The 24,367-nt window shown below is 41.9% G+C and carries 22 protein-coding genes; 13 read left to right on the top strand and 9 right to left on the bottom strand.

Annotated features, from left to right (window positions below):
- Nucleotides 1-201: 201 nt before the first annotated feature.
- From AC0YOD_RS16810 to AC0YOD_RS16795, 4 genes are read right to left on the bottom strand one after another with little or no spacing between them, the layout of a single operon-like run.
- Nucleotides 202-1,545, bottom strand: coding sequence for an ABC transporter substrate-binding protein (locus AC0YOD_RS16810; RefSeq protein WP_475800477.1), 1,344 nt, complete (start codon nucleotides 1,543-1,545; stop codon nucleotides 202-204).
- A 15-nt stretch (nucleotides 1,546-1,560) separates the two neighbouring features.
- Nucleotides 1,561-2,679 carry an efflux RND transporter periplasmic adaptor subunit gene (locus AC0YOD_RS16805; protein WP_475800476.1) on the bottom strand — a complete coding sequence of 373 codons (1,119 nt, stop codon included), beginning with the start codon at nucleotides 2,677-2,679 and terminating at the stop codon, nucleotides 1,561-1,563.
- Nucleotides 2,680-2,689: 10 nt separating this feature from the next.
- The gene (locus AC0YOD_RS16800; protein ID WP_475800475.1) at nucleotides 2,690-3,547 is read right to left on the bottom strand and encodes a carbohydrate ABC transporter permease; all 858 of its coding nucleotides are present in this window, start codon (nucleotides 3,545-3,547) and stop codon (nucleotides 2,690-2,692) included.
- A 14-nt stretch (nucleotides 3,548-3,561) separates the two neighbouring features.
- Nucleotides 3,562-4,443 (bottom strand): carbohydrate ABC transporter permease, encoded by an 882-nt coding sequence (locus tag AC0YOD_RS16795; RefSeq protein WP_475800474.1) that lies wholly within the window; start codon nucleotides 4,441-4,443, stop codon nucleotides 3,562-3,564.
- Between the two features lie 164 nt (nucleotides 4,444-4,607).
- On the opposite strand from AC0YOD_RS16795, the gene AC0YOD_RS16790 reads away from it, so the two are divergent.
- The 6 genes from AC0YOD_RS16790 (at nucleotide 4,608) to AC0YOD_RS16765 (ending at nucleotide 10,034) form a co-directional block, all read left to right on the top strand.
- Nucleotides 4,608-5,297 carry a response regulator transcription factor gene (locus AC0YOD_RS16790; protein WP_475800473.1) on the top strand — a complete coding sequence of 230 codons (690 nt, stop codon included), beginning with the start codon at nucleotides 4,608-4,610 and terminating at the stop codon, nucleotides 5,295-5,297.
- Nucleotides 5,290-6,438 (top strand): sensor histidine kinase, encoded by a 1,149-nt coding sequence (locus AC0YOD_RS16785; protein WP_475800472.1) that lies wholly within the window; start codon nucleotides 5,290-5,292, stop codon nucleotides 6,436-6,438. Before AC0YOD_RS16790 ends, AC0YOD_RS16785 begins: the two co-directional genes overlap by 8 nt.
- Before the next feature lie 93 nt (nucleotides 6,439-6,531).
- Nucleotides 6,532-6,810: an alpha/beta-type small acid-soluble spore protein gene (locus tag AC0YOD_RS16780; RefSeq protein ID WP_475800471.1), complete on the top strand. Its 279-nt coding sequence runs from the start codon at nucleotides 6,532-6,534 to the stop codon at nucleotides 6,808-6,810.
- Nucleotides 6,811-7,124: 314 nt separating this feature from the next.
- Nucleotides 7,125-8,273 carry a DUF418 domain-containing protein gene (locus AC0YOD_RS16775; RefSeq protein WP_475800551.1) on the top strand — a complete coding sequence of 383 codons (1,149 nt, stop codon included), beginning with the start codon at nucleotides 7,125-7,127 and terminating at the stop codon, nucleotides 8,271-8,273.
- 34 nt (nucleotides 8,274-8,307) lie between these two features.
- Nucleotides 8,308-9,429 (top strand): sensor histidine kinase, encoded by a 1,122-nt coding sequence (locus tag AC0YOD_RS16770; RefSeq protein ID WP_475800470.1) that lies wholly within the window; start codon nucleotides 8,308-8,310, stop codon nucleotides 9,427-9,429.
- The gene (locus AC0YOD_RS16765) at nucleotides 9,426-10,034 is read left to right on the top strand and encodes a response regulator (RefSeq protein WP_475800469.1); all 609 of its coding nucleotides are present in this window, start codon (nucleotides 9,426-9,428) and stop codon (nucleotides 10,032-10,034) included. Before AC0YOD_RS16770 ends, AC0YOD_RS16765 begins: the two co-directional genes overlap by 4 nt.
- A gap of 116 nt (nucleotides 10,035-10,150) precedes the next feature.
- On the opposite strand, the gene AC0YOD_RS16760 is transcribed toward AC0YOD_RS16765, so the two are convergent.
- A complete protein-coding gene (locus AC0YOD_RS16760) occupies nucleotides 10,151-10,756 on the bottom strand; it encodes a TetR/AcrR family transcriptional regulator (protein ID WP_475800468.1) in 606 nt (201 codons plus the stop codon).
- Between the two features lie 248 nt (nucleotides 10,757-11,004).
- Between AC0YOD_RS16760 and AC0YOD_RS16755 the strand changes: the two genes are divergently transcribed.
- From AC0YOD_RS16755 to AC0YOD_RS16745, 3 genes are all read left to right on the top strand, one after another.
- Nucleotides 11,005-12,264, top strand: a complete 1,260-nt coding sequence (locus AC0YOD_RS16755; RefSeq protein ID WP_475800467.1) for an MFS transporter — start codon at nucleotides 11,005-11,007, stop codon at nucleotides 12,262-12,264.
- 80 nt (nucleotides 12,265-12,344) lie between these two features.
- Nucleotides 12,345-13,403, top strand: coding sequence for an LLM class flavin-dependent oxidoreductase (locus AC0YOD_RS16750; RefSeq protein WP_475800466.1), 1,059 nt, complete (start codon nucleotides 12,345-12,347; stop codon nucleotides 13,401-13,403).
- Between the two features lie 162 nt (nucleotides 13,404-13,565).
- Nucleotides 13,566-14,030, top strand: a complete 465-nt coding sequence (locus tag AC0YOD_RS16745; RefSeq protein WP_475800465.1) for a phage tail protein — start codon at nucleotides 13,566-13,568, stop codon at nucleotides 14,028-14,030.
- Nucleotides 14,031-14,304: 274 nt separating this feature from the next.
- Here the strand turns inward: AC0YOD_RS16745 and AC0YOD_RS16740 are convergent, their stop codons facing one another.
- From AC0YOD_RS16740 to AC0YOD_RS16730, 3 genes are read right to left on the bottom strand one after another with little or no spacing between them, the layout of a single operon-like run.
- Complete coding sequence (locus AC0YOD_RS16740; RefSeq protein WP_475800464.1) at nucleotides 14,305-15,057, bottom strand: SDR family NAD(P)-dependent oxidoreductase; 753 nt, start codon at nucleotides 15,055-15,057, stop codon at nucleotides 14,305-14,307.
- Nucleotides 15,058-15,073: 16 nt separating this feature from the next.
- Nucleotides 15,074-16,033, bottom strand: coding sequence for a helix-turn-helix transcriptional regulator (locus AC0YOD_RS16735; protein ID WP_475800463.1), 960 nt, complete (start codon nucleotides 16,031-16,033; stop codon nucleotides 15,074-15,076).
- Between the two features lie 46 nt (nucleotides 16,034-16,079).
- Nucleotides 16,080-17,600, bottom strand: coding sequence for an MDR family MFS transporter (locus AC0YOD_RS16730; protein WP_475800462.1), 1,521 nt, complete (start codon nucleotides 17,598-17,600; stop codon nucleotides 16,080-16,082).
- Nucleotides 17,601-18,216: 616 nt separating this feature from the next.
- Here AC0YOD_RS16730 and AC0YOD_RS16725 point away from each other — a divergent pair.
- The 4 genes from AC0YOD_RS16725 (at nucleotide 18,217) to deoB (ending at nucleotide 23,207) form a co-directional block, all read left to right on the top strand.
- Nucleotides 18,217-19,653, top strand: a complete 1,437-nt coding sequence (locus AC0YOD_RS16725; RefSeq protein WP_475800461.1) for a helix-turn-helix domain-containing protein — start codon at nucleotides 18,217-18,219, stop codon at nucleotides 19,651-19,653.
- 160 nt (nucleotides 19,654-19,813) lie between these two features.
- A complete protein-coding gene (gene deoD / locus AC0YOD_RS16720; protein ID WP_475800460.1) occupies nucleotides 19,814-20,521 on the top strand; it encodes a purine-nucleoside phosphorylase in 708 nt (235 codons plus the stop codon).
- Between the two features lie 179 nt (nucleotides 20,522-20,700).
- Complete coding sequence (locus AC0YOD_RS16715) at nucleotides 20,701-21,882, top strand: NupC/NupG family nucleoside CNT transporter (protein WP_475800459.1); 1,182 nt, start codon at nucleotides 20,701-20,703, stop codon at nucleotides 21,880-21,882.
- 137 nt (nucleotides 21,883-22,019) lie between these two features.
- Nucleotides 22,020-23,207, top strand: coding sequence for a phosphopentomutase (deoB, locus tag AC0YOD_RS16710; protein WP_475800458.1), 1,188 nt, complete (start codon nucleotides 22,020-22,022; stop codon nucleotides 23,205-23,207).
- A 98-nt stretch (nucleotides 23,208-23,305) separates the two neighbouring features.
- On the opposite strand, the gene AC0YOD_RS16705 is transcribed toward deoB, so the two are convergent.
- Complete coding sequence (locus AC0YOD_RS16705) at nucleotides 23,306-24,223, bottom strand: metallophosphoesterase (RefSeq protein ID WP_475800457.1); 918 nt, start codon at nucleotides 24,221-24,223, stop codon at nucleotides 23,306-23,308.
- Nucleotides 24,224-24,367 lie beyond the last annotated feature (144 nt).

The raw sequence follows: 24,367 nt of genomic DNA, 5'->3' as shown, positions 1-24,367 counted from the left end.
GTGGCAAAGAAAATTGCCCCTGCTTGGCGGGGGCAATTTTCTTTGTAGGGAAGCTCGTTCGAAATATAGCTCCACTATGATCTCTGTTATGAACGGGTATCGATCCAATGCGCCCCACACAATTGGGGGGGCTGTCCCTCTCATACATATATGGATACATGGAATGTTACGTTTTAGCTATATCTAAGTGGGACGCTTTATTTACTCGTTAATGTAGGTATTAACTCGGTTTTGAATCAGCTTGCTGACATCTTCAACTGATTTCTGGCCGCTCATATAGGAATCAAATTCTTCAACCGCAATGGAAACGACCTTGAAATCACTAGATAAATTGGTACTTGCTCCCTCTATGAGCTTATGCAATTCTTGAATCTTGCTTTCTACTGTATTAGCATCAACCTTCTGTCCAAGAAGTGTACCCGCTACTGCCTGCTGCTTGGCATCCTTGAGCTGCTTCTCCACAACTCCCTTATGCAATGGAAAGCCTCCTACCATTGGTGAAGATTGCATTTCTTCGGAAAGCATGAACTTAATAAAATTCCAAGCTTCATCTTGAACCTTAGATTTGCTGTTCATGCCTAAAGTGAAATATGACTTAAATGGCGTTCCGTTATTTTGTCCATTTACGGTTGGCTTTTGATAGATATTAAACTTTGGATCAAGCACTTGAGCTAGGCCTGTTGTTGGATCGAGAAGGTTAGCATTGCCGAACAAGGATTCGAAATATTCGTAATTAGGTTCGGCACTAAGCACACCTTCATCATACATCGATTTGATCTGCTTCATCATATTTCGAAACAGATCGGAATCGAAATTTGCTTGACCTTGATTAATCAGCTTATCATAATTAGCCTCTATATACTCCGATAACAGTTGAACTGGGAATAGATTAAGAAATCCCACATAATCTTCACCAGCTTGTTCCTTAAGCTGCTTTAAGGCCTCTTTTAAATCATCCCATGTCCAAGTTTGATCATTAATTTCAATATTAGCTCGCTCTAACAAGTCTTTATTTCCCGTAAACGCTTCAAGGACAAATGAGAATGGCATTGCATACAAACCATCTCCATTCTGGGAGTTTTTAAAGATATTCTGATAGTACTGATTTCGATCAAAGTCAGAATCTTTGTCCATCAGATCATTGAAATTAACCAGCATGTTCTTGGCGACATATTTGTCCTTGGGCAGTTCATTCATTACGATGATGTCTGCTCCTTTGCCTGACATCAGTTGCGTGCTGATCGTTTGTACATATTTCTCGATATCGCCCTTTGTTAATGGTGCACTCGATGTGTTTTCCTCGATTTGAGGTGTAGCTTTATACTCTTTGATTTCAATGTGGACATCTGGACGCTTTTTTTTATATTGTTTAATTGCTTCATCCAAATAAGGAGTTGCTGACATCATTGCAATTTCAATCGTTTTATCATTTCCCCCTGAATTTTTGTCAGGTGTTTCACCTCCTCCTGATCCCACGTTACTGCTAGAGCATCCCGATAACACGACTATCATTGCTAATAAGGCCAATACCATTCTTCTCTTCAAATTCATTCATTCCCTTCAATAAATTCGGATTCGATTACCTTCCTGCAGTGGTTCACTAGATTCAATAATGATCTCATCAAGTGGACTTAGCCCGCTCACTACTACGATTTCATCCTCGGTTGAATCACCCGTATAAATATAAGCCTTGCGAGCATTGAACGTATTGCCGAGTGAGCCTTTCTTCTCCTCAATTACATAGACATAGCTTCCTGTCGCATCTTTATGAACCCATTTCTTTGGCAACACATACCCTTTTTCATTTGATTCCTTCTTTATATCTAGACTTACTTGTTCGCCGCCTTGAAGACCATCATCAGTGATGGAAACGACAACTTGATAACTGAGTTCATTGGGTGAATCTTCGCTGGAATCTTCACCGTTTTCTTTAGGGGCATTTTTTATTTCTTGAATTGTACCGTTAACCAATTTATTATCTTTTACCAATCGAACAGAAACCTGAGACCCAATCTCGAATAATGCCGTATTCCCCGAATCGACAGCAAATAAAAATTCGAAGCCCTTGCCACTATCCATAAGTGTCAATATTGCCCCGCCTTGTGTAGCATTCATGCTGTCCTCTTCTATAAGCTTTGAAATTTTGCCATCAAAGGGGGCAGTCAGCGTTTGTTTTTCTGCCTTTTCTTTACGCAACTTATTCAATTTTCTTTTTGCCAGTTCAAGATCCATATTATCCAGTTCAAGATCTCGCTTAGCTTTGACAATGACTTGCTCATCACCGTCTCGCATCGCATTCACGAAGTTCTCCTTCAACACCTCCCGATTCATCTCTTGCTTTTTAAGTGCCATTTCCTCTTGGTATAGCTGCTCATCCAGATCAGAGCTGTCGAATGTCACGAGTTTTTGACCCTTCTTAACCTTTTCATTCTTTTTTACATGAAGCTTCAAAATTTTAGAGCCACTCTCATTCACCAAATCCACCTGTTTTTGAGGCGTTAAGACTCCACTCCCGTTAACATCATGAACTAATGATTTAGGAACAAGCTTCTCCGTAATCACTTTGGGCAGCATCATCGTTTCGAGTGTGCTGCTAAAGAAAGTCAAGCCAGCCAATATCGCAAAGAACAATATAAACAAAGCAGCCGTTATACGCTGTCGCTTAGGTATACTTGTCATCTCATTCCACCTATCCTTTAATTCCAGAAAGCTCTATGCCCTCAATAAAATACCGTTCTGCAAAAAGAAACAAGAGAATCATAGGCATCATATACAAGACCGAAGCAGCAAAGGATACCCCAAACGCATCTTCCTGCAAGCGAGATAGAAAAATGGACAATGGCTGCAAAGCAGCATCCTGCAGAAAGATCAGTGGCTGCTCCACCATATTCCAGTAATCTGCAAAAAGTAGAACAACAAGCGCTGCCATACCGGGTTTCACCATAGGCAGAACCATCGTAACAAAGGAACGAAAATATCCTGCCCCGTCCATTTTGGCAGCCTCCATATATGCAGTTGGAATCTGGAGCATAAATTGTCTGAGCAGGAATACGCCAAATGCTGCAAATACTCCTGGTAAAATAATAGAGCTCGGACTATTAATAAGCCCCAATCGATCAGACATGATGTAATTCGGTACAAGTGTCACCTGGAACGGCATGAGCATGGTTATCAGATACACAATAAATAGTGGCTCTCTGCCAGGAAATCGCAGCTTCGCAAATGCAAATGCCGCTAATGTTGCCACCACAACCTGCCCTATAATGATTGGAAATACCATAAATACAGAATTCCAAAACATACGAAGAAATTGCGAGGTTGAAATAAGCACTTTAAAAAATTGCTCGAACGAAACCCAATCTGGAATCAGCTTCAAATTCGCAAAATCATTGATCTGCGTACTACCTAACATGCCGTAATTCAGCATAATTTCCTTCTCCGTCATCAAGGAGCTTACTATTGTCAGTACAACAGGAAACAACATGACAAGTGCTATTCCGGTTAAGAAGATAGTGAGTAGCAGTGTTCTTATCTGTTTCTGTTTCATCTACACACCTTCCCTTACTCCATAAACGAACGGAACTTTTGTTCGACTCGGAATAGTATTAGCACAATGACTAGAATGCAGAGCACCATCAAGCATGCTGCAGCCGACAGCTTCTGAATATCGAGCGATAGGAACATATTGTTCATATAGTGCTGAAGCATATAGATGCTGTCATGTGGATAGTCACCTGCAACTAAATAGATTTCCCGAAATACCTTAAATGAGTTCAGAATCGACATCAATATAACTAAAAATCCTGTCGGTATTAAATAAATCAAGGTGATCTGGAGCTTGCGAGCCCAGCTTGCTCCTTCTAGGTTTGCTATCTCATAATATTGATCAGGAATATTTTGTAACCCGGCTAAGAAGAGGATCACGTTATAGCCAATGTTTTTCCATATATAGATAAATATAATGACTCCTGGTGCCCAATCTGATTTCATCCAATCAATCCGATCGATTCCAAGCCACTCCAATACATAATTGAAAAAACCATTCCAATCAAATAAAATCTGCCATACGAGCACAATTGAAGCTACTGGAACAACCAAAGGCAGCACATAAGAGGTGCGCAGCCAGTTTCGAAAGAAGACTCGTTTGTTAAGCAGCATGGCAAGAGAAAGTGACAATACAATCAGAATGGGAACGCCAATAATAGTAAACCAGAATGTATTCCCCATTGCCTTTTGAAAGGACGAACTGGCTAATAGGCTCTGATAATTGGCTAGCGATAAGCCTGATTCTCCGCTTGGATTCTCAAAAGAAAAAGCAATACTTTGACCAAAAGGAATTAAATAGAATAAGGCAAAACCTATTAAGCTCGGAGCAAGAAAACAGAAAGCCGCAAGAACCTCCTTACGATCCAAAATTGATATTCTCACAGCATCCCCATCCATTTTCTGTTTTTAAAATATACATTTTTGTTCCTCCTAAACTTGATGCAACCATCGTATAACAAACGATGTTAAATCCCTGTTAAGTGATTTTTTTATTTAAAATCAAATGCTTAACATAGATTTAACCTATTCTTAGGTACAATAGTAAAAGAGGTGATTTACATATGAGGATACTTATTGTAGAGGACGAGCTTGATTTGCAAGAAGCGATTGCAGAGGGGCTTAGAATAGATGGTTATGCCGTTGATACCTGTGACAACGGTGAAGCAGCTTACGAGCTTTTATATGCAATAAATTATGATTTGGTTGTTCTAGACTTAAACCTCCCGAAATGGGATGGGCTTGAGGTTTTAGCTAAGATACGAGATGAAAGGCCGGAATTAAAGGTACTGATTCTCAGTGCAAGAGGTAGTGTTAATGACAAAGTAAAAGGCTTAGACTTAGGTGCAAATGATTACTTAGCGAAGCCATTTGATTTTGCTGAGCTGGAAGCAAGAATACGAAATTTGTTAAGGCGAAAATTTGTGCAAGAAAGTAGTATGCTTTCCTGTGGAGCATTGAAGGTGGATTTATCAAAACGTATTGCGGTTGTTAATGAAAATGTACTATCACTTACAAAAAAAGAATTTGCATTGCTTGAATATTTCTTGCTTAACAAGGGTAGAGTGGTTAGCCAAGAAGAATTGATTGAGCACATATGGGATCAGAATGCGGATAGCTTCAGTGGCGCCATAAGGGTCCATATTGCAACTCTCCGAAAGAAGCTGAAAGTTGTGTTAAACTATGACCCCATTGGAACGAAAATTGGCGAGGGATATTTGTTATCAGATAAGGAAGATGATGCTAATGCTTAAAAAAATGCCAATTCGATTGCGACTTACTGTTATGACCGTTGCACTTTTGATTATTTGTTGTGTAGGTCTTACCCTAATACTTAATTTATCTGCGGATACAATGGCTGCAAGGATTGATGCAGTTACGGTAATACCGGCAAAAGAAATCGGCGATAATGGACAGGTTAATGAAAGCCCGCAATCACCGGCAAGTAGTATAATCACTCCCGTTCCATCTGAAGATTCCCGACAAGCAAGAATGGATTTTAGAATTCAGAGCATTATTTATATGATTTTTGTTATTGTTGGCGGTGGATTTTTAACCTACTATATTTCGGGCAAGGCATTAAAACCTCTTAATACACTTAATGGTCAAGTGAAGAACATAAATGTGCATAATTTATCTGAAACATTATCTGTGCCGTCTACAAAGGATGAAATTGCAGAGCTTACTGTAACATTTAATGAAATGGCGGATAAGCTAAATAATGCTTTTATGATGCAAGGAAGATTTTCAGCAAATGCTGCACACGAGCTTAGGACACCTCTTGCTATTTTACAAACAAAGGTTGATGTATTTAAGAAGAAAAGGGATCATACTAACGAGGAATATGATGCTCTTATTTCCGTTATTGAAAAGCAAACCTATCGCTTAAGAGGCCTCGTCGGCAACCTGTTAGAAATGACAAATATGAACGATAATGGAGAGCAAAGCAGCATTTACGTAAAGGATATTTTTGAGGATATTATTTCCGAGCTTTTTCACATAGCTAAAGATAAAAATGTTGCGCTGATCTTAGATTGTGATAACAGCATTGTTACTGGAAACACCGACTTATTGTATCGTGCGTTTTATAACCTTGTGGAAAACGGAATTAAGTACAATATTAACGGCGGCACGGTTGAGGTTATTGTAAACAGATTAAGTAAAGAACAGGTTTCGATCAAAATTAAAGATACAGGTATCGGTATTACCGATAATAATAAAAAGCATATATTTGAGCCTTTTTATCGTGTTGAAAAATCACGCTCTCGCCAAGTTGCTGGTGCGGGCTTAGGTCTTTCGATTGTTTACAGTATTATCAAAAAACATAATGGTTTGCTTACCGTTACTGATAATGAAGATGGCGGAACTTGCTTTAATGTAATCCTAACTATATAGCTGCTCGGTCCAAAACTCGCACCGAAGCGGAATCGGGATGAAATTTTGTGCTTCCGGGCATGTTAGGGAAACACATCGAGGGGAGTGCTGAAGATGGCAAGAAGAAGGAGAAAATATGCGGTGCCAGGGGTCGAACAGGGAATGCAAGCTTTCAAAGCTGATGTAATGAAACGCGAAGGATATGCTGTGAATCCGAATCAACCGGACGATGTAAAATACGAAGTGGCGAAGGAGCTTGGCGTACCTCTGCAGCCAGGAAACAATGGTCAATTGACTACGGAATCAGCAGGTCAAGTCGGCGGCAAAATTGGCGGTTCCATGGTTAGGGAATTGATCCGTCTCGCCCAGGAGCAAATAGCGAACAGGGAGTAATCCTGAATTGTTCTGAGATTGTGGGTGAAAATTGCTGAGCACTGACTTGAAATGACATTCTGTGGTTTTAATAACGATAACTTACCCCTTTTCACGAGAAGGGGTTTTTGTCATTTCCAAGTATTTTCTTGAATGAAATCTTCATTTAATGAAAAAAATTACGAGTTTTTTATTGAAGAAGGTGACCGATAGCCATTGAACTAAGCCTTTCATATGACACTGTCATGCCAAGTTGCTGACTGCTGTGAATATCGCCTGTTTCTGTTCAGCGCTAAGATAAAGATACGAACGGGACAGAAGGGATGATGAACGTTATGAAAGAGAATGGCAGCAGATTACGTTTGTTGGATATTTTAAGAGGCTTTGCTATTTTGGGAACACTGGGAACGAATATTTGGATCTTTGCTCATATGGGAGACTTGAATTATGTATTCACCTTTAACAAAATCGAATGGTGGGCATCCTTCCAAGAGTTTATAAGAGTTTTTGTCCTGTTCTTGGTCAATGGAAAACTGCTTGGTTTGCTGACGATTATGTTCGGGATCGGACTTGAGATGAAGTACCGGCAGGCATTAAGAAGAGGGAACGCTTGGCCCGGGGTTTATATATGGACATCTATTATTCTTATAGCAGAGGGACTTGTCCATTTCACCCTAGTGATGGAATATGATATTCTGATGAGCTATGGCATCACGGCAATCATTACTGCTTTTATTATAAAAGGTGGAGACCGCGCCATTCGCAGAGCGATGATGATCATTGGAGGAGTACACGGGGCTATTATGCTGCTTATTTTGTGTTTAGGAATCTATCTTGGCGTAATAGGCGCTCATATGTCCTTGGGCGATATGAAAGGAACAGTGTTATTATATAAGGACGGCAGTTGGCTTCAGCAGGTAGGTTTCCGGCTTACTTATTTTTTCATGCTGCGATCAGAGGCATTTTTTGTAATCCCAATGAACATTTTTCTGTTCCTGTTAGGCATACGTATGATGAGGTCTGGTTTTTTTGCTCCTGATGAGAATGGCAAGAAGAAGCGGAAGAAGCTTCTTCGCATCGGATTATGCTTGGGCATTCCGCTTAATTTATTTATTTTTGTGCCCGGAGGCTCCTTTGATTTTCCAGTACGCTATTTATTTGCGCCGATCCTATCTCTCGGATATATAGGGTTAATCGCTATATTGGTAGAAGCAAATGAGAAGCTATGGCTGTGGAAAAAGCTTGAACAGGTAGGCAAGATGTCACTCAGCTGCTATGTGATGCAAAATGTCATTTCTGCAGTAATTTTTTATGGATGGGGATTCGGTTTAGGCGGCAAGGTGAATTCGGTAACTATCGTATTGATATGGGTTTCGATTTGTTATTTCCAAATCATTTTTGCTTCTATATGGTTGAAGCGTTTCAAGTACGGCCCTATGGAATCAGCGAGAAGATTCACTTCAAGTCTAATCGGGAAACCATAGACTGATTAATGAACGGATAAGGTGTGTTTGAACGATGCTGAAAAAAATGTATCCCGCAGATCAGATCGAAAAATATCTTATTATTGATGCTGTTTCGGTTGCTTTCTTAATTTACCAAGTCTTCTTCGAAAATGACACCTTCAATTTAGCCTTGAAGGTTATACTTTTCCTATTGTTGCTTGTCACTCATTATGCAGGATTGTGGTATCGGGACTGGCGTCTGCTCATGGCCAGTCTCGCGGGGTGCTCACTGCTTGTGGTGCTTGCTATTAACGTCGACAGTTGGATTCTAATGTACGGATTTGTGTTTGCCGATTTGCTTGGAAGAGCCAATCGGAAGGCTATTATGGTCACGGGGATGGTTGGAATTGCAGCTATGTTTATTCTAATCGGCTGGGTGGATGAGGGCAATCCATTAGCGGTTTTTTCATTGATGCATTTCCCAATTATGATAGCCCAGTTGGCAACACCGATCGTTGTTTTTTCGAGAGAAAAGTCGAATATCTTGAAAGAAAAGCTGGATATCGCCAATGCCCAGCTTGAGAGGTATATTCTAGAGGAGGAACGAAACCGGATTGCCAGGGATCTTCATGACACGCTCGGCCAGACGCTAACAATGATTAAGTTGAAAAGTGAGCTTACGATGAGATTGGTGGACAAAAACCCAGAAAAGGCGAAGCACGAGCTGGATGATATATTGAACACCTCAAGATATGCGTTAAAGCAAGTGAGGGAGCTTGTCACCGACATGAAATTTGTTTCACTTAAGAAGGAAATGGAGCTATCCAAGGATATTTTACAAAAGGCAGGCATTGAGTTAGTTATGAAGGATGATGGGCTAATGAATCCCTTATCCAACGTTGCCGAAACGATGGCGGCACTTTCCGTTAGAGAAGCCATGACCAATATTATTAAACATAGCGAAGCCAATCAGTGTACGATAACACCATACATAGAGTCTGAATACTACTGTATTCAAGTGAGCGATAACGGGAACGGAAGCTTGAGACAGGGAGAAGGGAACGGTTTGCAGTCAATGAGGGAAAGAATGGCTATGCTGCAGGGAGATTTTCATATAACGGCAAGTCCGGGCAAGGGAACGGTCATTACATTTAAGGTTCCACTGACGAGCAACGGGAGGGGACTAGCAAGGTGATACGTATTGTCATTGCTGAAGATCAAAAATTGCTTCGTGGGACGTTATCAGCTTTATTATCCATGGAGGAGGACATTGAAGTTGTAGCGGAAGCAGAGAATGGGCAGACGGCATGGGAGGCTATAGAGCAATATGAGCCGGACGTGTGCTTGCTCGATATCGAGATCCCTTTCCTTTCAGGACTTGAAATTGCTGAGAGACTCAGGCAAGAAGAACGTTCCTCGAAAATCATCATCGTAACCACATTTGCACGCCCCGGTTTTTTGCAAAAGGCAATGGATTTGAAGGTTGAGGGTTACTTATTAAAAGATGAACCGATTGAATTTTTAATCCAGTCCATACGCAAGGTAATAGCAGGTGATCGAGTGATTAGCACGGACTTGGCAGCGGTTCTTTTCTTGAAGGAAGAAAACCCGCTGACCGAAAGGGAAACGGCTGTATTGCGCTTGTCCAAGCTCGGACTATCGACCAAGGAAATGGCCAAGCAACTATTTATAACGGATGGAACAGTTCGGAACTATTTATCTATTGCCATTCAAAAGCTGGAGGTAGAGACTAGGCAGCAGGCGACTGAAAAGGCGCAAGAACGCGGTTGGATTTCATAGTAGCCATTTTTACAGAAAGGGCCGTCCCACAGAGATGGCCTTTTAATTTGCCGGTTCAGCTAGTGCGGAGAGAAATTATTTCGGAACCAACTTATACACGATACACATCACATCGTCTACTTGGCGGGACTCGCTTCATTCGAATCGAGCAAAGTAAGTGTGACAGCGATCGCCTGATCAACAAATGATGGGTCTGGTCGGGATTTCAACATGACAGTTAGTCCGATTAACGATAAGATGAGCGCCTGCGCCAAAGCCTTCGACTGTATACCGAGCGCGAGCTCGCCCGACTGTATGCCCCGTTCAATAGTTTCCTGAAATATGACCGATAGGTACATTTGATGTTCTCTGGTGAGAATCTCAAACTTCTCGTCATGAGGAGCAAGTTCAACCATGGTATTAATGCAAAAACAACCTCGACTTCGATCCCCTGGATATTCCTCAGCCACCACGTTTTTAAAAAAAGCGGAAAATGCTTCTTTTACGGAATAATGGCTTTGCAGTCTAGCTCGTACATCTGAGGCACGGGACATCGTGTACCTGCGCAGCGCAGCCTCGAACAATTCTTTTTTGTCTCCGAAGGTCGAATATATGCTGGGGCGCTGGATTCCCATCTTGGAAGTTAGATCGCTTAATGAGGTGGCCTCATATCCCTTTTCCCAGAATAACTCCATAGCTGCTTCTAATACTTTTCCTTCGTCAAATTCACGTGTTCTTGCCATAATGAATACCTCTCGTTCATCTTGAAGTATAGTTGATGATTTTGGATGTCTTGACTGCTTTATTTTACATACCGATCAATATGTTATTATTTTATGCTTAGGAAGAATACTTGTCAAATGAAGAAACTTGACTAGTGAATTTAATTATTTTTATTGACTAGAAGTGCGATTGTAGGCTATATTTACTGGGAATTAAATCATACCGATCGGTACGTTATTATTTTGATTGATGAAAGGAGGTAAGAGAAATGTACAAGAAAGAGGAGGCAATTGAAGAGAGGGTAGATTCGTCGCAGGTTCAGCAGATCGCATCTGAATCAGAGCTAAAGGCACCCATGCCTCGTTATGTAACGCTATTGTTCGCGGTTGCCTGCGGAATGTCGGTAGCCAATATCTATTTTGCGCAACCGTTACTCGATCAGCTGTCTAGCGAGTTCGGTATTGATTATTCCATCATCGGTATCGTCATTACGATCACGCAGATTTTTTATGGATTGGGATTGCTGCTGTTGGTACCGCTTGGAGATTTACTGAACCAACGACACTTGGTTATTGGTCAGATGTTTTTGTCCATAATTGCTCTTATGATCGTCGGAACTGCCGTCAACAGCATCGTACTATTTGTGGGTATGGCTATGGTGGGCCTGCTGGCTGTTGTGACACAGACACTTGTTGCGTTCGCGGCAACAATAGCGGCACCAGCTGAACGAGGTCGTGTCGTTGGGATGGTAACAAGCGGTATTGTCATCGGTATTCTTCTTGCACGGTCCATTTCAGGAATACTGACCGATCTTGCAGGCTGGCGATCCGTGTATATGGCATCCGCAGCAGTGATGCTCGTGATGGTGTGTATGTTTTACAAAGTCCTGCCTCGGGTTGAGCGCGAGGTGCAATCCTTGTCATATTCCCAATTGCTAGGATCAGTGCTTAGGTTGTTTATGCAAGAACGATTACTACGCATTCGCTCTGTTCTCGCTCTGTTGATTTTTGCTGATTTCAGTATTCTATGGACTTCACTTGTATTGCCTCTTAGCGCTGCGCCATTATCGCTCTCGCACAGTGCGATTGGAGCATTCGGTCTTGTAGGAGTAGCCGGCGCATTGGCTGCAACACGAGCGGGAAAACTTGCTGATCGAGGTTACGGTCAGAGAACGACGGGTACGGCCCTAACGTTGTTGTTCGGTTCATGGTTGTTCATCGGCTATACACAACAATCGTTGATCGCACTGGTCATTGGTATCGTACTGCTCGATTTGGCCGTTCAGGCGATACATGTCACTAATCAGACGATGATCCTTCCGCTGCGTGAGGACGCTCGTAGTCGACTTACTGCGGGGTACATGGTGTTTTATTCGATTGGAAGTGCAAGTGGTTCAATTGCTTCGACTCACTTCTACGCACATTACGGCTGGAGAGGCGTATGCGTGCTAGGGGCTTCTATCAGTGCTGTAGCGTTGTTGTTTTGGGCAATGACGCTGCACAATAGATCTGACGCAATAAAAAAGTGACAGATTATGTATCATCAATCTGATTCTACCTATCCATTCAATATGCTGAGTGAGAATTTTGGATTAAGGAGCGAGTATTCATGGAAATAGGTATAACATCGTTTGTAGAGACAAAGCCGGATGTTCACACGGGTGAAGTAATAAGTCACGCACAACGGTTGCGTGAAGTCGTCGAGGAAATTGTTCTTGCCGATCAGGTGGGGCTTGATGTGTTTGGCGTAGGCGAGCATCATCGGGCAGATTATGCGGCTTCATCGCCAGCTGTTGTACTGGCTGCGGCAGCTGCGCAGACGAAGCGGATACGGTTGACCAGTGCAGTGACGGTGCTATCTTCACTTGATCCGGTGCGTGTGTTTCAGGATTTTGCTACGCTCGACGGTATTTCAAATGGACGCGCAGAGATTATGGCTGGCCGAGGCTCTTTTATCGAGTCCTTCCCGTTGTTTGGTTATGATCTGGATGATTATTCTGAGCTGTATGAAGAGCATCTGGAATTGCTCCTTAAAATACGTAAAACCGAGAAAGTAATCTGGAAGGGCGGACATCGACCAGCGATTAATAATTTGGGCGTGTATCCGCGGCCCGTCCAGGATTCATTACCAATATGGGTTGGCAGCGGAGGCAGACAGGAGTCGGCTGTCCGTGCAGGTCTGTTGGGACTGCCGCTGATGCTGGCGATTATAGGTGGAAGACCTACGGATTTTGCACCGCTCGTAGAGTTGTACAAGAAAGCAGCAGCGCACGCCGGCCATGACGAAACGCAGCTTCGGGTGGGTGCGCACTCGATCGGATTTGTTGGAGAGGATAGGGAACGAGCTGCAGATACATTTTTCCCTTCGACTATGGCAGGCATGAATAGATTAGGCAAGGAGCGGGGATGGGCGCATTATGATCGTTCTAGTTACGACGCAGCGCGCAGCTTCGAAGGTGCGCTGTATGTCGGGGATTCAGAGACGGTTGCCCAGAAGATCATTCACCTTCACAAAGAGGTAGGTGTCACGCGCTTTATGCTGTATGTTCCGCTAAGCACGATGCCGCATGGCGAAGTCATGAGAGCCATAGAACTGCTTGGAACGGAGGTAGCACCCCGTGTCCGAAAGGCAGTGGCCGAGTGGGAAGTCGAGAAGGATAATCTGTAAGTACATAAATTATGGAGGGGAGAGCTTCCATATTATTTAGAAATTATAATCTACTTTTCTAAAAAATTAACTGTGTCCTAGTATTTCCCTAGCCAAGTTTTGAATATCAACTTATATATAATATAATTTAATGAAATTCAAGTGCTTAAAGGAGAGATGGAAATGTCCTATATCGTTGATTTTAATAATGTGTCTACGGTTGGTTTAGAGACTTCACCTGTAGTAGAAGCGCTTGCTGGTTTGCGTGCTAATGAAGCCCGTTACTTTATGAACAAATATAAGCATGAATTTACGGTTGTACAAGCTAGCGAAAGCCAGGGGACCCTTGATTATGTGAACCGAATTTTGAAAGAAGAACGTGATATTGAGTTTGCGGCGAAACCTTTAGAAACGTCACAGTTTCAAGTAGAAAATATCAAATTCTCTTATGTCTTTTATGAGGATGGTCTTGGGATCAACGTCATGTATACGGTTGATGATCCTAAGAAGCGGGCCGTTGGTTTTAAGCTTTCTGAGGGGATGGAGGTACCAAAGGAGCTAGAAGGGAAGTTTAAGTTTGCTAGGCAGAAGTCTAAACTAGCTGGAACCATTCGGGGTTCGTTTTTTGTAATTAAAAAAGAACATTAAAGTAAGCACAAGTGTAGTGTGAAATTGTTTGCACTACTCTTTGCTTACTTGTTGATTATTACAATCACAAGCGAATTAAATAAAAAGGCATGAGTCCGGTAAAATACCGTGCTCATGCCCAACAGATTACGGTGAAATGCTTATGTTCGATGCAAACCTATGGCATGGAGGCGGATTAAAGGACAAGTCTATTCTAGCCTCAATTAGACAAGCGTCCAAAAACCGGTCCGTCGTATCTTTTCATAATTCACCATTTCAAATAGTATGGAGAGACTTATTCCATAATAAGCCCGCCGGTAACGGGTGTATATGTTCCCGACAGAAATCTCGCACCATCTCCGGCGAGAAAAGAAATCACCCCTGCCACATCTTCCGGTTCGGCGATCCGGCCCAGCGGTGTGAAGCTACCTATTACGCGGCTCTCTTCCTCAGAAATCCTAAATGGCTCATCGGATTTAACGAAGCCGGGAGCGACGACATTAGCTGAGATCCCATACGGGCCGAATTCTTGCGCAATATATCGTGCAAACGTATTGAGCCCACCCTTCGCGGTACCGAATGCAATATATTGAGGGGTAGGATCTTTGCCTTCCGTGCTGGACAGATAGATAATCCGACCGAATTGCTGTGCCATCATCGCCTTAATGACGGCCTTCGTTGGCTCGAACGCCGCCTTCAATTCATCAATCAGCTGCCGTTCGAATGGTTCCCAAGAGAGCTCGGCAAAGGTCGCAGCATTAGCACCATTACTCGCATTGCAAACGAGAATATCGATACGTCCAAATACATTTTTCACGGCTTCCACGAGGTGTTCCATTTGCTCTGCACTTCGAGCATCCGCAGGAATCGACACGGCCTCGCCGCCATCCGCAACAATCTCGGCCACAACGGATTTAGCGATTAACTCATCCCCAAAGTCGTTGACGACAACTCTTGCTCCAAGTTTTGCTAACTGAATGCACGTAACTCTCCCGACACCTCGAGCACCCCCGGTAACAATCGCTACTTTTCCATATAAGGACATCATGAGCAAATCCCCCTCCCTACTTATCTAACACGTCATACTGTCCAGCAATATCTAGAGCAATCCGCCTCACATTTAAGGCAATATAAGTAGGCTCAAGCACAATAACATCGGTCATATAATGGAGTACAGTCCGGATCAACCAACGTTCACTTGAGTAGGTCGTTCGCACAATAAGCTGTCCATCTGGTAACCGTTCAATATCCTTTTGATCAAAATAGTCCATCACGGATACGGCGGCTGATGCTTTAAATTGAAGGACAACTGGAATCCCCTCATGCGCCTCATTATTCTCGGGTATCTTCCATCTGTCATTCAGCTGCGCAAGCGACTCCGCTCGACGAATGAAGGTGCCGGCTTGTATGTCCAATTCCCGAATACGCGTCAGCTTGAAGATGCGATAATCGCCGCGCAAGCGACAATAGCCGTGAAGGTACCACACGTAGTTCTTGAGCACGAGCGCCATCGGCTCTACCTCGCGCTTTTGTTCATCGCCCATTCTGCTCGTGTATTTGATTCGGATAAGCTTCCGATCATTCACGGCTTGGCGAAGCGAATCATACCGGCTTTGGTCCTCTTGGCTATTTTTCCAAGGGGTAAAATCAATATGAATGAGGACACCTTCTTCTGTCCGGCCCTGCTCGGCTTGCGCCACCATTGCGCCAACTTTGCTGAGGAGGAGATCCATATTTGAGCGATCATAGGCGTTCGTAGACTCAAGACCGCGAAGCGCAGTGGAGAGGGTGGTCAGCTCTTCGAAGGATAACAACTGCCGATCCAGACGGAAGCTATCCATAATCTCATAACCACCTTCCATCCCGGTATAGGAGACGATGGGAATGCCGGCTTGACCGAGCGAATCAAGATCGCGATAAATGGTGCGCAGAGACACTTCAAGCTGGTTCGCCAATTCCTGTGCTTGTACCCGCTTTCGATTGAGCAGCAAAATCGTAATAGTCATTAACCGTTCAAGCTTCATTGTCATCTCTCCTAAGTCGGCATGCTGGAGCTCGCCAATATATAAATTAGTGCGCGGTTGCGAATTCTTCTCCTTCGGCAACCGGATCCATTTTATCCTTCGTCATCAGGAATGCCGCAATCAGCGCCAAAGCAGCGGGAATTAGGCTCCAGGCAAAGGTTGCTCCAATGGAACTCGACAGACCGCGGGTAATGGTATCAAGAAGCTGTGGATCGATAGATTGACGAAACGCCGGATTCAGCAGCGAATGGGGATCACTTAATTTCAAGTCAGCTGGGATTGCTATGTTGCCCTTGCCAAGCGATTCAGTGAGCTTCGAAAACAGGCTATGGCTTTGTATAATCCCGAAAATAGTAATGCCAAGCGCCATGCCGAGCGAGCGATTAAAATTCAAAGTTGCACTTGCCGCTCCGCGTTGCGCCGCAGGGAATGATTGAAGCACAGAAGTGCTTAATACCGAGAAGGAAGCGCCAATCCCAAGACCAATCAGAATCATAATCCCTGTAATGGAAATTCGAGAAGATTCTACCGTAATTTGTGAGAGGAAAGCAAGGCCTGTCACTAGCATTGCCAGTGTCCCTATCATAATTGTCCGGTATTGCAGCTTCGTCATTAGAAATCCGCCAAGCGTCGCGGTGACAACTGAACCCACCATCATCGGCAATAAGGTCAATCCTGAATTTGAGGCTGAGCCACCAAGTACGCCTTGCACGTAGATTGGAATGAAAATCGCAGCTGTCATGTACGCTGCGCCGCTGAGCATGGCGACTAGATTGCTAGTCGTGTACAGTCTGCTGCGGAACAAGCCGAACGAGATGATTGGTTCTGCAGCTTTTTTCTCGACCATAACAAGCAAGAAGGCAAGAACCACAAATCCAGCGAACAACCCGATAATTTGCGGGGAATCCCAAGCATACGTTTTGCCGCCCAGCTCAAGTCCAAATATAAAGCAGACGACAGCTCCTACGAGAAGAATAGAACCCGCCCAATCGATTTTTTTCTGCGAATGCTCTGCCGATTCTTTGTAGAACAAGGCAATCATCAGCAAGGCAATGAAGCCTAGCGGCAGATTGATGTAGAAGATCCACGACCAGTTGATATGATCGGTAATATATCCGCCGAGCAACGGACCAACAACACTCGACAAACCGAATACCGCTCCGAATGCTCCCATCATCTTACCGCGATTCTTAGGTGATACGACATCGAATAAAATCGTGAACGCAATGGATACCATCGCCCCGGCTCCAACCCCTTGCACAGCCCGATAGATACTTAGTTCTACGATGGATTGCGCCATTCCACACAACGCGGAACCAATTATGAACACAATGATCCCGAAGATGAAAAAACGTTTGCGTCCATACATGTCGGACAGCTTGCCGAAGATCGGCATGCAGGCCATTTCTGCGACCATATATGCTGTAGTAACCCAAACGAACTTATCAAGTCCCCCCATCTCTCCGACGATCGTGCCGATTGCTGTTGAAACAATCGTGTTGTCCATGGACGCCATCAGAAGTGCAAGCAACAGTCCTCCAACGATGGCTGCAAGTTTGTTTTTCATATTTTACCATTCCTTTCTTTTACTTGAATTGATTGGTGAACAATCATCTGAGTCCATCATAAGCAATCATTGTTGACATCTGTATGTCAGGGAAGAAATGCTTCATTGGAATTTTTTTTAAAATGTGGGCGAGGAAGGACAGGTTGTGTTTCTGTTCAAAAATGAACAAGGCGAAGAATTAACGTGGAAAAAGAAAATTATTTTGAATGAATAGGAATTGAGTATGTTGAATTGGGAGTACAACAAAAATATGCGTTAATGAATACAAGAAGGCTTGCAGTCTATGTAACGGACTGCAAGTCTTTTTTCTGTTCGCACTAAGAAAAGTTTGTGTTCGAGCTTAATTTGGACTTCGTGTATGACACTATCGATTTCACGGACGATTTGGAGATGAAAGTGGTGTAAATATTGAGAACTCGTTTAGGACTAGTTGACACCAAGCAAATGATGCCATTAATGTGTGTTGAGTTGGTGTATCCTTCCGACGGCAGCCAGATGGAAATCGACTTTTCGTTCGAGGTTTGTTCGAATAACGGTAAGAGAACTTCAAAAAGGGTAAGAGCGATTGTCTATGTTTATACTATTAACATTCAAATAATTGAAATAGGGTGGGAAAATGGATAAGGGATTTATATTTGCCAGCCAGCTATTAACACTGCTTGATACGGAACAAAGATGGTTTACCTTAGCTGAAGTTGAAAAAAGTTTAGGTATTTCAGATAAAACAATACGTAAGATGGTTGAGGAAATCAGCAAGCAATTACCAACTGCTGTACGTATTGAAGTTTCTAGAGGAAAGGGAATATTTCTTCGACGTGATGGGCGAAGTAAGACGATTAGTGAAGTGATTTCTTCAATGTTCAGACAAACCATCTTTTATCGGCTAATGGATGTATTGTTTATGAATGTTGGTCGATTGTCCGTGGAGGAGCTTGCTGGAGCCATGTTTATGAGCACCTCGTCTTTGAAGAAACTGATTGTGCAATTAAATAATAATGATCTCAAAGCGTACAAGTTACGCATTACTTATTCTACTCCTATGATCAAAGGGAATGAAATGAATATTCGATATTTTTATTGGAAGTTATACTGTGACGCGTATGAGTTTACAGGATGGCCCTTTGTGAATGTCGATTTTGCTTATATAAATCAGTTAATTACAAATATAGAGAATGAGAAAAACATTGTTTATTTCATCAATTCCAAAAGGAGATTATCCTTTTTATTGGCAATTGTTCTAGAAAGAGTTGCTAAAGAGAAATACGTAAAAATGGACGAAAATGGATACTCTTGGGAAAGAGGGATGTTTTATTTACCAGTGATAACCCTTGCGAAGAGTCTTGAAGAAAAGCTCTCGATTGAATTTCCCAAAAGTGAAATATTTTTTATGCAATCACAGGTTAGTCTCAGCCAATATCATTATTATGAAGGATCAGAAATCACACCGATTAAAGAAGTCGAATTGCACAAAGATAAAGAAGAATATCAAATGGGCAATCTGCTTCTAACGTTATTGGCGAAGATATACCCCAACTTGGATATGGAAGAACGATTAGTATTGGAGATATACGGGTTCTTTGACAAGCTATTAATCGATAATGCAATTCCAGAATGGATGATGATTTCAAAAAGTAATTTAACGGCATATGTTCAAAAGGAGTGCCAGCAGATTTATCAAGAATTGCAAACCTGCATGCAAACGTGGAATAAAGCTTATCCTTTCGTTTTGTATAATCATTTTCATTTAACAAAGCTAACGTTAATTGTTCGTTCAAGTTTACGCTATAAAAGGAAAAGGGCCTTCTTAGTGATCGGGGAAGAATTCTCAATCCGTCATTACATAGCAGATTTGATAAAGAAGGAAATTGGGGATCAGTTAATTATTGATACTTCCATCATGAGGGGGCTAACCGACGAAATGATGCAGCAGCATAATATTGATTTTGTCATTAGTAATATCCCCGTTTCATTAAACACTGTGCCTGTTGTTATTATCTCTACGATCCCATCCAAAAGAGATCTAGACAATATTCGCAAAGAATTGCTTTTATAATTTGACCAATTATTTTCCGTTCCCTACGTAAGATTTTGGTCTAGTTTGATCGAATAAAAAACCTTATGCTCAAGGTAGTTTCGGAACTGATTTTCTTGAAGGCATGTTGGAAGCGATTTCGGTAAGCCTGAGTTTAACTTTAAAGGTTGGAGGAAGAAATATGAGTAGGCATTTAGGCGCGAAAAAAGGAGAAATAGCGGAACGCGTTTTGCTTCCAGGAGATCCTTTGCGTGCAAAATTTGTAGCAGAACACTTTCTAGATGAGGCCCATTGTTATAACGAAGTAAGAGGTATGTATGGGTACACGGGATTATACAAGGGTGTGCCAGTGTCGGTTCAGGGGTCAGGGATGGGAAATCCATCAATGAGTATCTATGCAACAGAATTGATCGTCGATTATGAAGTTAAGAAATTGATTCGCATCGGTACATGTGGCGCTATGCAGGAAGAAATTAAGATCCGTGATATTATATTAGCCCAAGCTGTATCTTCAGATAGTAATATGACCGAGAAGATCTTCCATGGCTGTAACTATGCACCTACGGCGGATTTCTCATTGTTAATGAAAGCGTATCAACAAGCACAAGGCAAAGATGTAAATGTCTTTGTCGGAAACATCTATAATTCGGATGAATTTTACCGTGAAAGCCTGGATCGACTACACAAGTTTATGGACTTTGGTGTATTAGCGGTAGAAATGGAAAGCACATCCCTATACACTTTAGCCGCTAAATATGGTGTGAAAGCACTATCGATTTTGACAGTCGGCAGTCAACTGTTAACACAGGAACACTTAACTCATAAAGAAAGTGAACAATCCTTTTATGAAATGGTCGAAATAGCTCTTAACACAGTCATTGATGGCTAATTTATTGATAAGAGGATTGGTATAAGAAAAGAGAGCGGGATGTAATGAATGTATTACTATCCGGCTCTATAGGCTATTCTGTTACATTCCCTTCATCAGACACGACCCATTTTTCTCTGATCGTAATAGCTATTTTAATTAATGGGTTAAAATTTAACCGATAATTTGGAGGGGTAAAGATGCATTATCTAATTTCTGTTGCCGGTCTGATTATTGTTCTATTGATGGCATGGATTGCGAGCAACGATAAGAAAAAGATTAAATATCGTCCGATCATTATAATGATTGCTATTCAGATTGTTCTGGGATTGCTTATACTAAAAACGAGTATAGGCGAATTCTTAATTAAAGGTTTTGCTGATGGTTTTGCGAAATTGCTTGAATATGCCAATGAAGGTACTAACTTTATTTTTGGCGGGATGGCAAATGAAGGAGCCCATACATTTTTCCTCTATGTTTTGATGCCAATTGTTTTTATGTCAGCATTAATAGGGATTTTGCAGTATTATAAAATACTGCCGTTCATTATAAAGTATATTGGTTTGGTACTAAGTAAAGTAAATGGCATGGGGAAATTGGAATCTTATAATGCGGTTGCAGCTGCAATTGTAGGACAAAATGAAGTATTTATTTCGGTGAAAAACCAACTTGGGTTTTTGCCAAAGCACCGCCTGTATACATTATGTGCGTCTGCAATGTCGACGGTATCGATGTCAATTGTTGGTTCATATATGACTATGCTAGAACCTAGGTATGTAGTGGCTGCATTAATATTAAACCTATTTGGCGGCTTTATCATTTCAACCATTATTAATCCGTATGAAGTTAAACCTGAAGAAGATATTGTTGATGTTCAGAAAGAAGAAAAACAAACGTTTTTTGAAATGCTGGGCGAATATATTATGGATGGCTTTAAAGTAGCCATAGTAGTTGGGGTAATGTTAATTGGTTTTATTGGGATCATTGCTTTAATTAACGGGGTGTTCAGTGGTATATTCGGAATCTCGTTTCAAGGAATTTTAGGGTATGTCTTTGCACCAATTGCCTTTCTTATCGGTGTGCCATGGCATGAAGCTGTTGAAGCAGGTAGTATTATGGCGACAAAGCTTGTTACGAATGAATTTGTTGCTATGCGTGACTTTGTTGAAATTAAAGAAGGTTTAAGCGGGCGTACTACAGCCATTGTCTCCGTTTTCCTAATCTCATTTGCTAACTTTGGGTCCATTGGTACAATCGTGGGTGCAGTAAAAGGCTTGAATGAAAAACAAGGGAATATTGTTGCTCGATTCGGATTAAAGATATTATATGGTGCAACGCTTGTAAGCGTTTTATCCGCCATCGTTATCGGTATCATATACTAGTTGAATCACTTCTCTTTTGAATAAAACTTAACTGGAAAAGGAGCTGTCCCAAGAGATCTAGAAGCTTGAGGGATGACTCTTTTTCTTGTTGTTCATGATTTATCCACAGAAATGTCTAACACACAAGGAGTATCAACATGAAACAACCACCTCGGTTTAAGCGGATTTTTATCATCGTTATGGATTCTGTAGGCATTGGTGAAGCTCCAGATGCGAAAAAGTTTGGTGATGTAGGATCACATACATTACGGCATATTGCGGAGAGAATGAACGGGCTGCATGTTCCTGTCTTATCTAAGCTAGGGGTAAGCCATATTGATCAAATACCCGGGGTACCCAAGGTAGAGCAGCCTTTAGCTTATTTCACCAAAATGGAAGAGGCTTCGAATGGGAAGGATACGATGACAGGACACTGGGAGATTATGGGCCTTCGAATTGATGTTCCATTCAAAGTGTTCCCCGACGGATTTCCATATGAATTAATTAGCGAATTAGAACAAAGAACGGGACGAAAGGTTATCGGGAATAGGCCAGCTAGCGGTACAGCTATTCTAGATGAGCTTGGACAAGAGCATATGAACACTGGTGCACTTATTGTCTATACTTCGGCAGATTCAGTGATTCAGATTGCGGCTCATGAAGAGGTTGTTCCTTTGGAAGAACTATATCAAATCTGTGAGATTGCAAGAGAGATTACTTTGCGTGAGGAATACATGCTGGGCAGAGTGATCGCCAGACCATTCCTCGGACAGTCTGGTAATTTCAATAGAACACCGAACCGTCACGATTATGCATTGAAGCCTTATGGAAGAACCGTTATGAATGAGCTCAAGGATGCTGGGCTTGATGTACTAGCGATTGGGAAGATCTCAGATATATATGATGGCGAAGGTGTTACCACGTCTTTGCGTACAGTGTCTAACATGGATGGCATGGATAAACTCATGGAGACCATTCATACTGATTTTACAGGGATTAGTTTCTTGAACCTTGTTGATTTTGACGCACTCTATGGACATCGGAGAGATCCGATCGGGTATGGGAAAGCGCTAGAAGAGTTTGATGATCGATTAAATGAAGTTATCGCGGAGCTGAGTGAAGATGATCTTCTCATGATTACGGCAGACCATGGCAATGATCCCATTCATCCTGGTACAGATCATACACGTGAATATGTTCCTTTGCTCATCTACAGTAAGAGTTTGACCAGGCCAAGTGAGCTGCCCGTAAGTAAGACATTTTCGGATATTGGAGCAACGGTTGCAGATAACTTTGATGTGACAATGCCACCATTTGGACAGAGTCTCCTACAGGAGCTTAAATAAACTTAATTTGAATAGAAACAGGATACCTAACTTTTATTTGGTGAAAGGGTATCCTGTTTTTCTTTGTTGCATTTCAAAATATTAAAACTTTTTCTAATTTATTTAAAATCAACTTCAATCAGTGCTATCTCACTATTCGTACCAATTCGTAATGGCGGTCCCCAAGTTCCTGCACCAGATGTAACGATGACTTGAGGGCTGTCCAAATTCTTCTGATAGTATCCATAATCTACTGTAAACATAGCGTTAGTGATTAGATTTGCAGGGAATACTTGTCCTTGATGCGTATGTCCGCTAAGTATTAAATCGACATCATTTCCATATTCAATCAGATTTGCTGGTTGATGATCCATGACGATAATAGGCATATGTGTATCTATGTTGCTCATTATTTCTGAAGTAACTGCTCTTGGATTTCCTTGATCACCAATAGGTGATGAGTCCTTCCTGCCCACTACAACGAATTGATTATCGATAACGACATGCTCATCATTCAGAAGTTTAATATTACTCTTGTCAATAAAGTTCTCAATCTCACCGAATGATCGACCTGCATCATGGTTACCTAAACAAGCATAAACACCATATGTTGTCTCAATATTACTTAATAATTTCATTCCCTTGGAAGGATTAGATAGCGCATAGTAGTTGCCATTAAATATATCTCCTGAAATCAACACAATATCCGGTTGCAAACCATTAATACGATCAACAACCTCTGCAAGAAACTTTACATCATTTACATAGCCTAAATGTAAGTCGCTGACCAGAACAATATTTAAATGATTCAATGAAGTGCTTTTGTTTATTTGGATAGGATAAGATACTTCCTTTAAATGATTCGCATTATAAATGCCATATGACACCAATCCTATTACTAGGATAAATACAACCGACCTTGTATGAAATATAACCTGTGCTGGTGCAGGAGATGGGATGATCTTGATCCATTTACTAATAAGTAAGATCACGTCTGAAAGGATCAACAGCAAGAACAAATAAAAATAGATCCCCATCCAATAGTCCCCTAATTGACCGACAAAATTAACAATAGATGAATCGTTCGTTATTGCTGATGAGGATAATAGTAAATTAATAATGGTTGTTAACGCACAGAAGCTGTAGATGGCTCCATATATGATTCCGTTTATATTTGAAAA

The organism is Paenibacillus sp. J31P13 (genome assembly GCF_056269295.1).
Note: the sequence above shows the minus strand (reverse complement) of the source record. Positions and strands in the feature narration are given on the sequence as shown.

Excerpts from the sequence above, each read along its gene's own strand:
- AC0YOD_RS16805 (WP_475800476.1), bottom strand. The coding sequence starts at position 2,679 with ATGACAAGTATACCTAAGCGACAGCGTATAACGGCTGCTTTGTTTATA.
- AC0YOD_RS16800 (WP_475800475.1), bottom strand. The coding sequence starts at position 3,547 with ATGAAACAGAAACAGATAAGAACACTGCTACTCACTATCTTCTTAACC.
- AC0YOD_RS16795 (WP_475800474.1), bottom strand. The coding sequence starts at position 4,443 with ATGGATGGGGATGCTGTGAGAATATCAATTTTGGATCGTAAGGAGGTT.
- AC0YOD_RS16790 (WP_475800473.1), top strand. The coding sequence starts at position 4,608 with ATGAGGATACTTATTGTAGAGGACGAGCTTGATTTGCAAGAAGCGATT.
- AC0YOD_RS16785 (WP_475800472.1), top strand. The coding sequence starts at position 5,290 with ATGCTTAAAAAAATGCCAATTCGATTGCGACTTACTGTTATGACCGTT.
- AC0YOD_RS16780 (WP_475800471.1), top strand. The coding sequence starts at position 6,532 with ATGGCAAGAAGAAGGAGAAAATATGCGGTGCCAGGGGTCGAACAGGGA.
- AC0YOD_RS16775 (WP_475800551.1), top strand. The coding sequence starts at position 7,125 with ATGAAAGAGAATGGCAGCAGATTACGTTTGTTGGATATTTTAAGAGGC.
- AC0YOD_RS16770 (WP_475800470.1), top strand. The coding sequence starts at position 8,308 with ATGCTGAAAAAAATGTATCCCGCAGATCAGATCGAAAAATATCTTATT.
- AC0YOD_RS16760 (WP_475800468.1), bottom strand. The coding sequence starts at position 10,756 with ATGGCAAGAACACGTGAATTTGACGAAGGAAAAGTATTAGAAGCAGCT.
- AC0YOD_RS16755 (WP_475800467.1), top strand. The coding sequence starts at position 11,005 with ATGTACAAGAAAGAGGAGGCAATTGAAGAGAGGGTAGATTCGTCGCAG.
- AC0YOD_RS16750 (WP_475800466.1), top strand. The coding sequence starts at position 12,345 with ATGGAAATAGGTATAACATCGTTTGTAGAGACAAAGCCGGATGTTCAC.
- AC0YOD_RS16745 (WP_475800465.1), top strand. The coding sequence starts at position 13,566 with ATGTCCTATATCGTTGATTTTAATAATGTGTCTACGGTTGGTTTAGAG.
- AC0YOD_RS16740 (WP_475800464.1), bottom strand. The coding sequence starts at position 15,057 with ATGATGTCCTTATATGGAAAAGTAGCGATTGTTACCGGGGGTGCTCGA.
- AC0YOD_RS16735 (WP_475800463.1), bottom strand. The coding sequence starts at position 16,033 with ATGAAGCTTGAACGGTTAATGACTATTACGATTTTGCTGCTCAATCGA.
- AC0YOD_RS16730 (WP_475800462.1), bottom strand. The coding sequence starts at position 17,600 with ATGAAAAACAAACTTGCAGCCATCGTTGGAGGACTGTTGCTTGCACTT.
- AC0YOD_RS16725 (WP_475800461.1), top strand. The coding sequence starts at position 18,217 with ATGGATAAGGGATTTATATTTGCCAGCCAGCTATTAACACTGCTTGAT.
- deoD (WP_475800460.1), top strand. The coding sequence starts at position 19,814 with ATGAGTAGGCATTTAGGCGCGAAAAAAGGAGAAATAGCGGAACGCGTT.
- AC0YOD_RS16715 (WP_475800459.1), top strand. The coding sequence starts at position 20,701 with ATGCATTATCTAATTTCTGTTGCCGGTCTGATTATTGTTCTATTGATG.
- deoB (WP_475800458.1), top strand. The coding sequence starts at position 22,020 with ATGAAACAACCACCTCGGTTTAAGCGGATTTTTATCATCGTTATGGAT.
- AC0YOD_RS16705 (WP_475800457.1), bottom strand. The coding sequence starts at position 24,223 with ATGGGGATCTATTTTTATTTGTTCTTGCTGTTGATCCTTTCAGACGTG.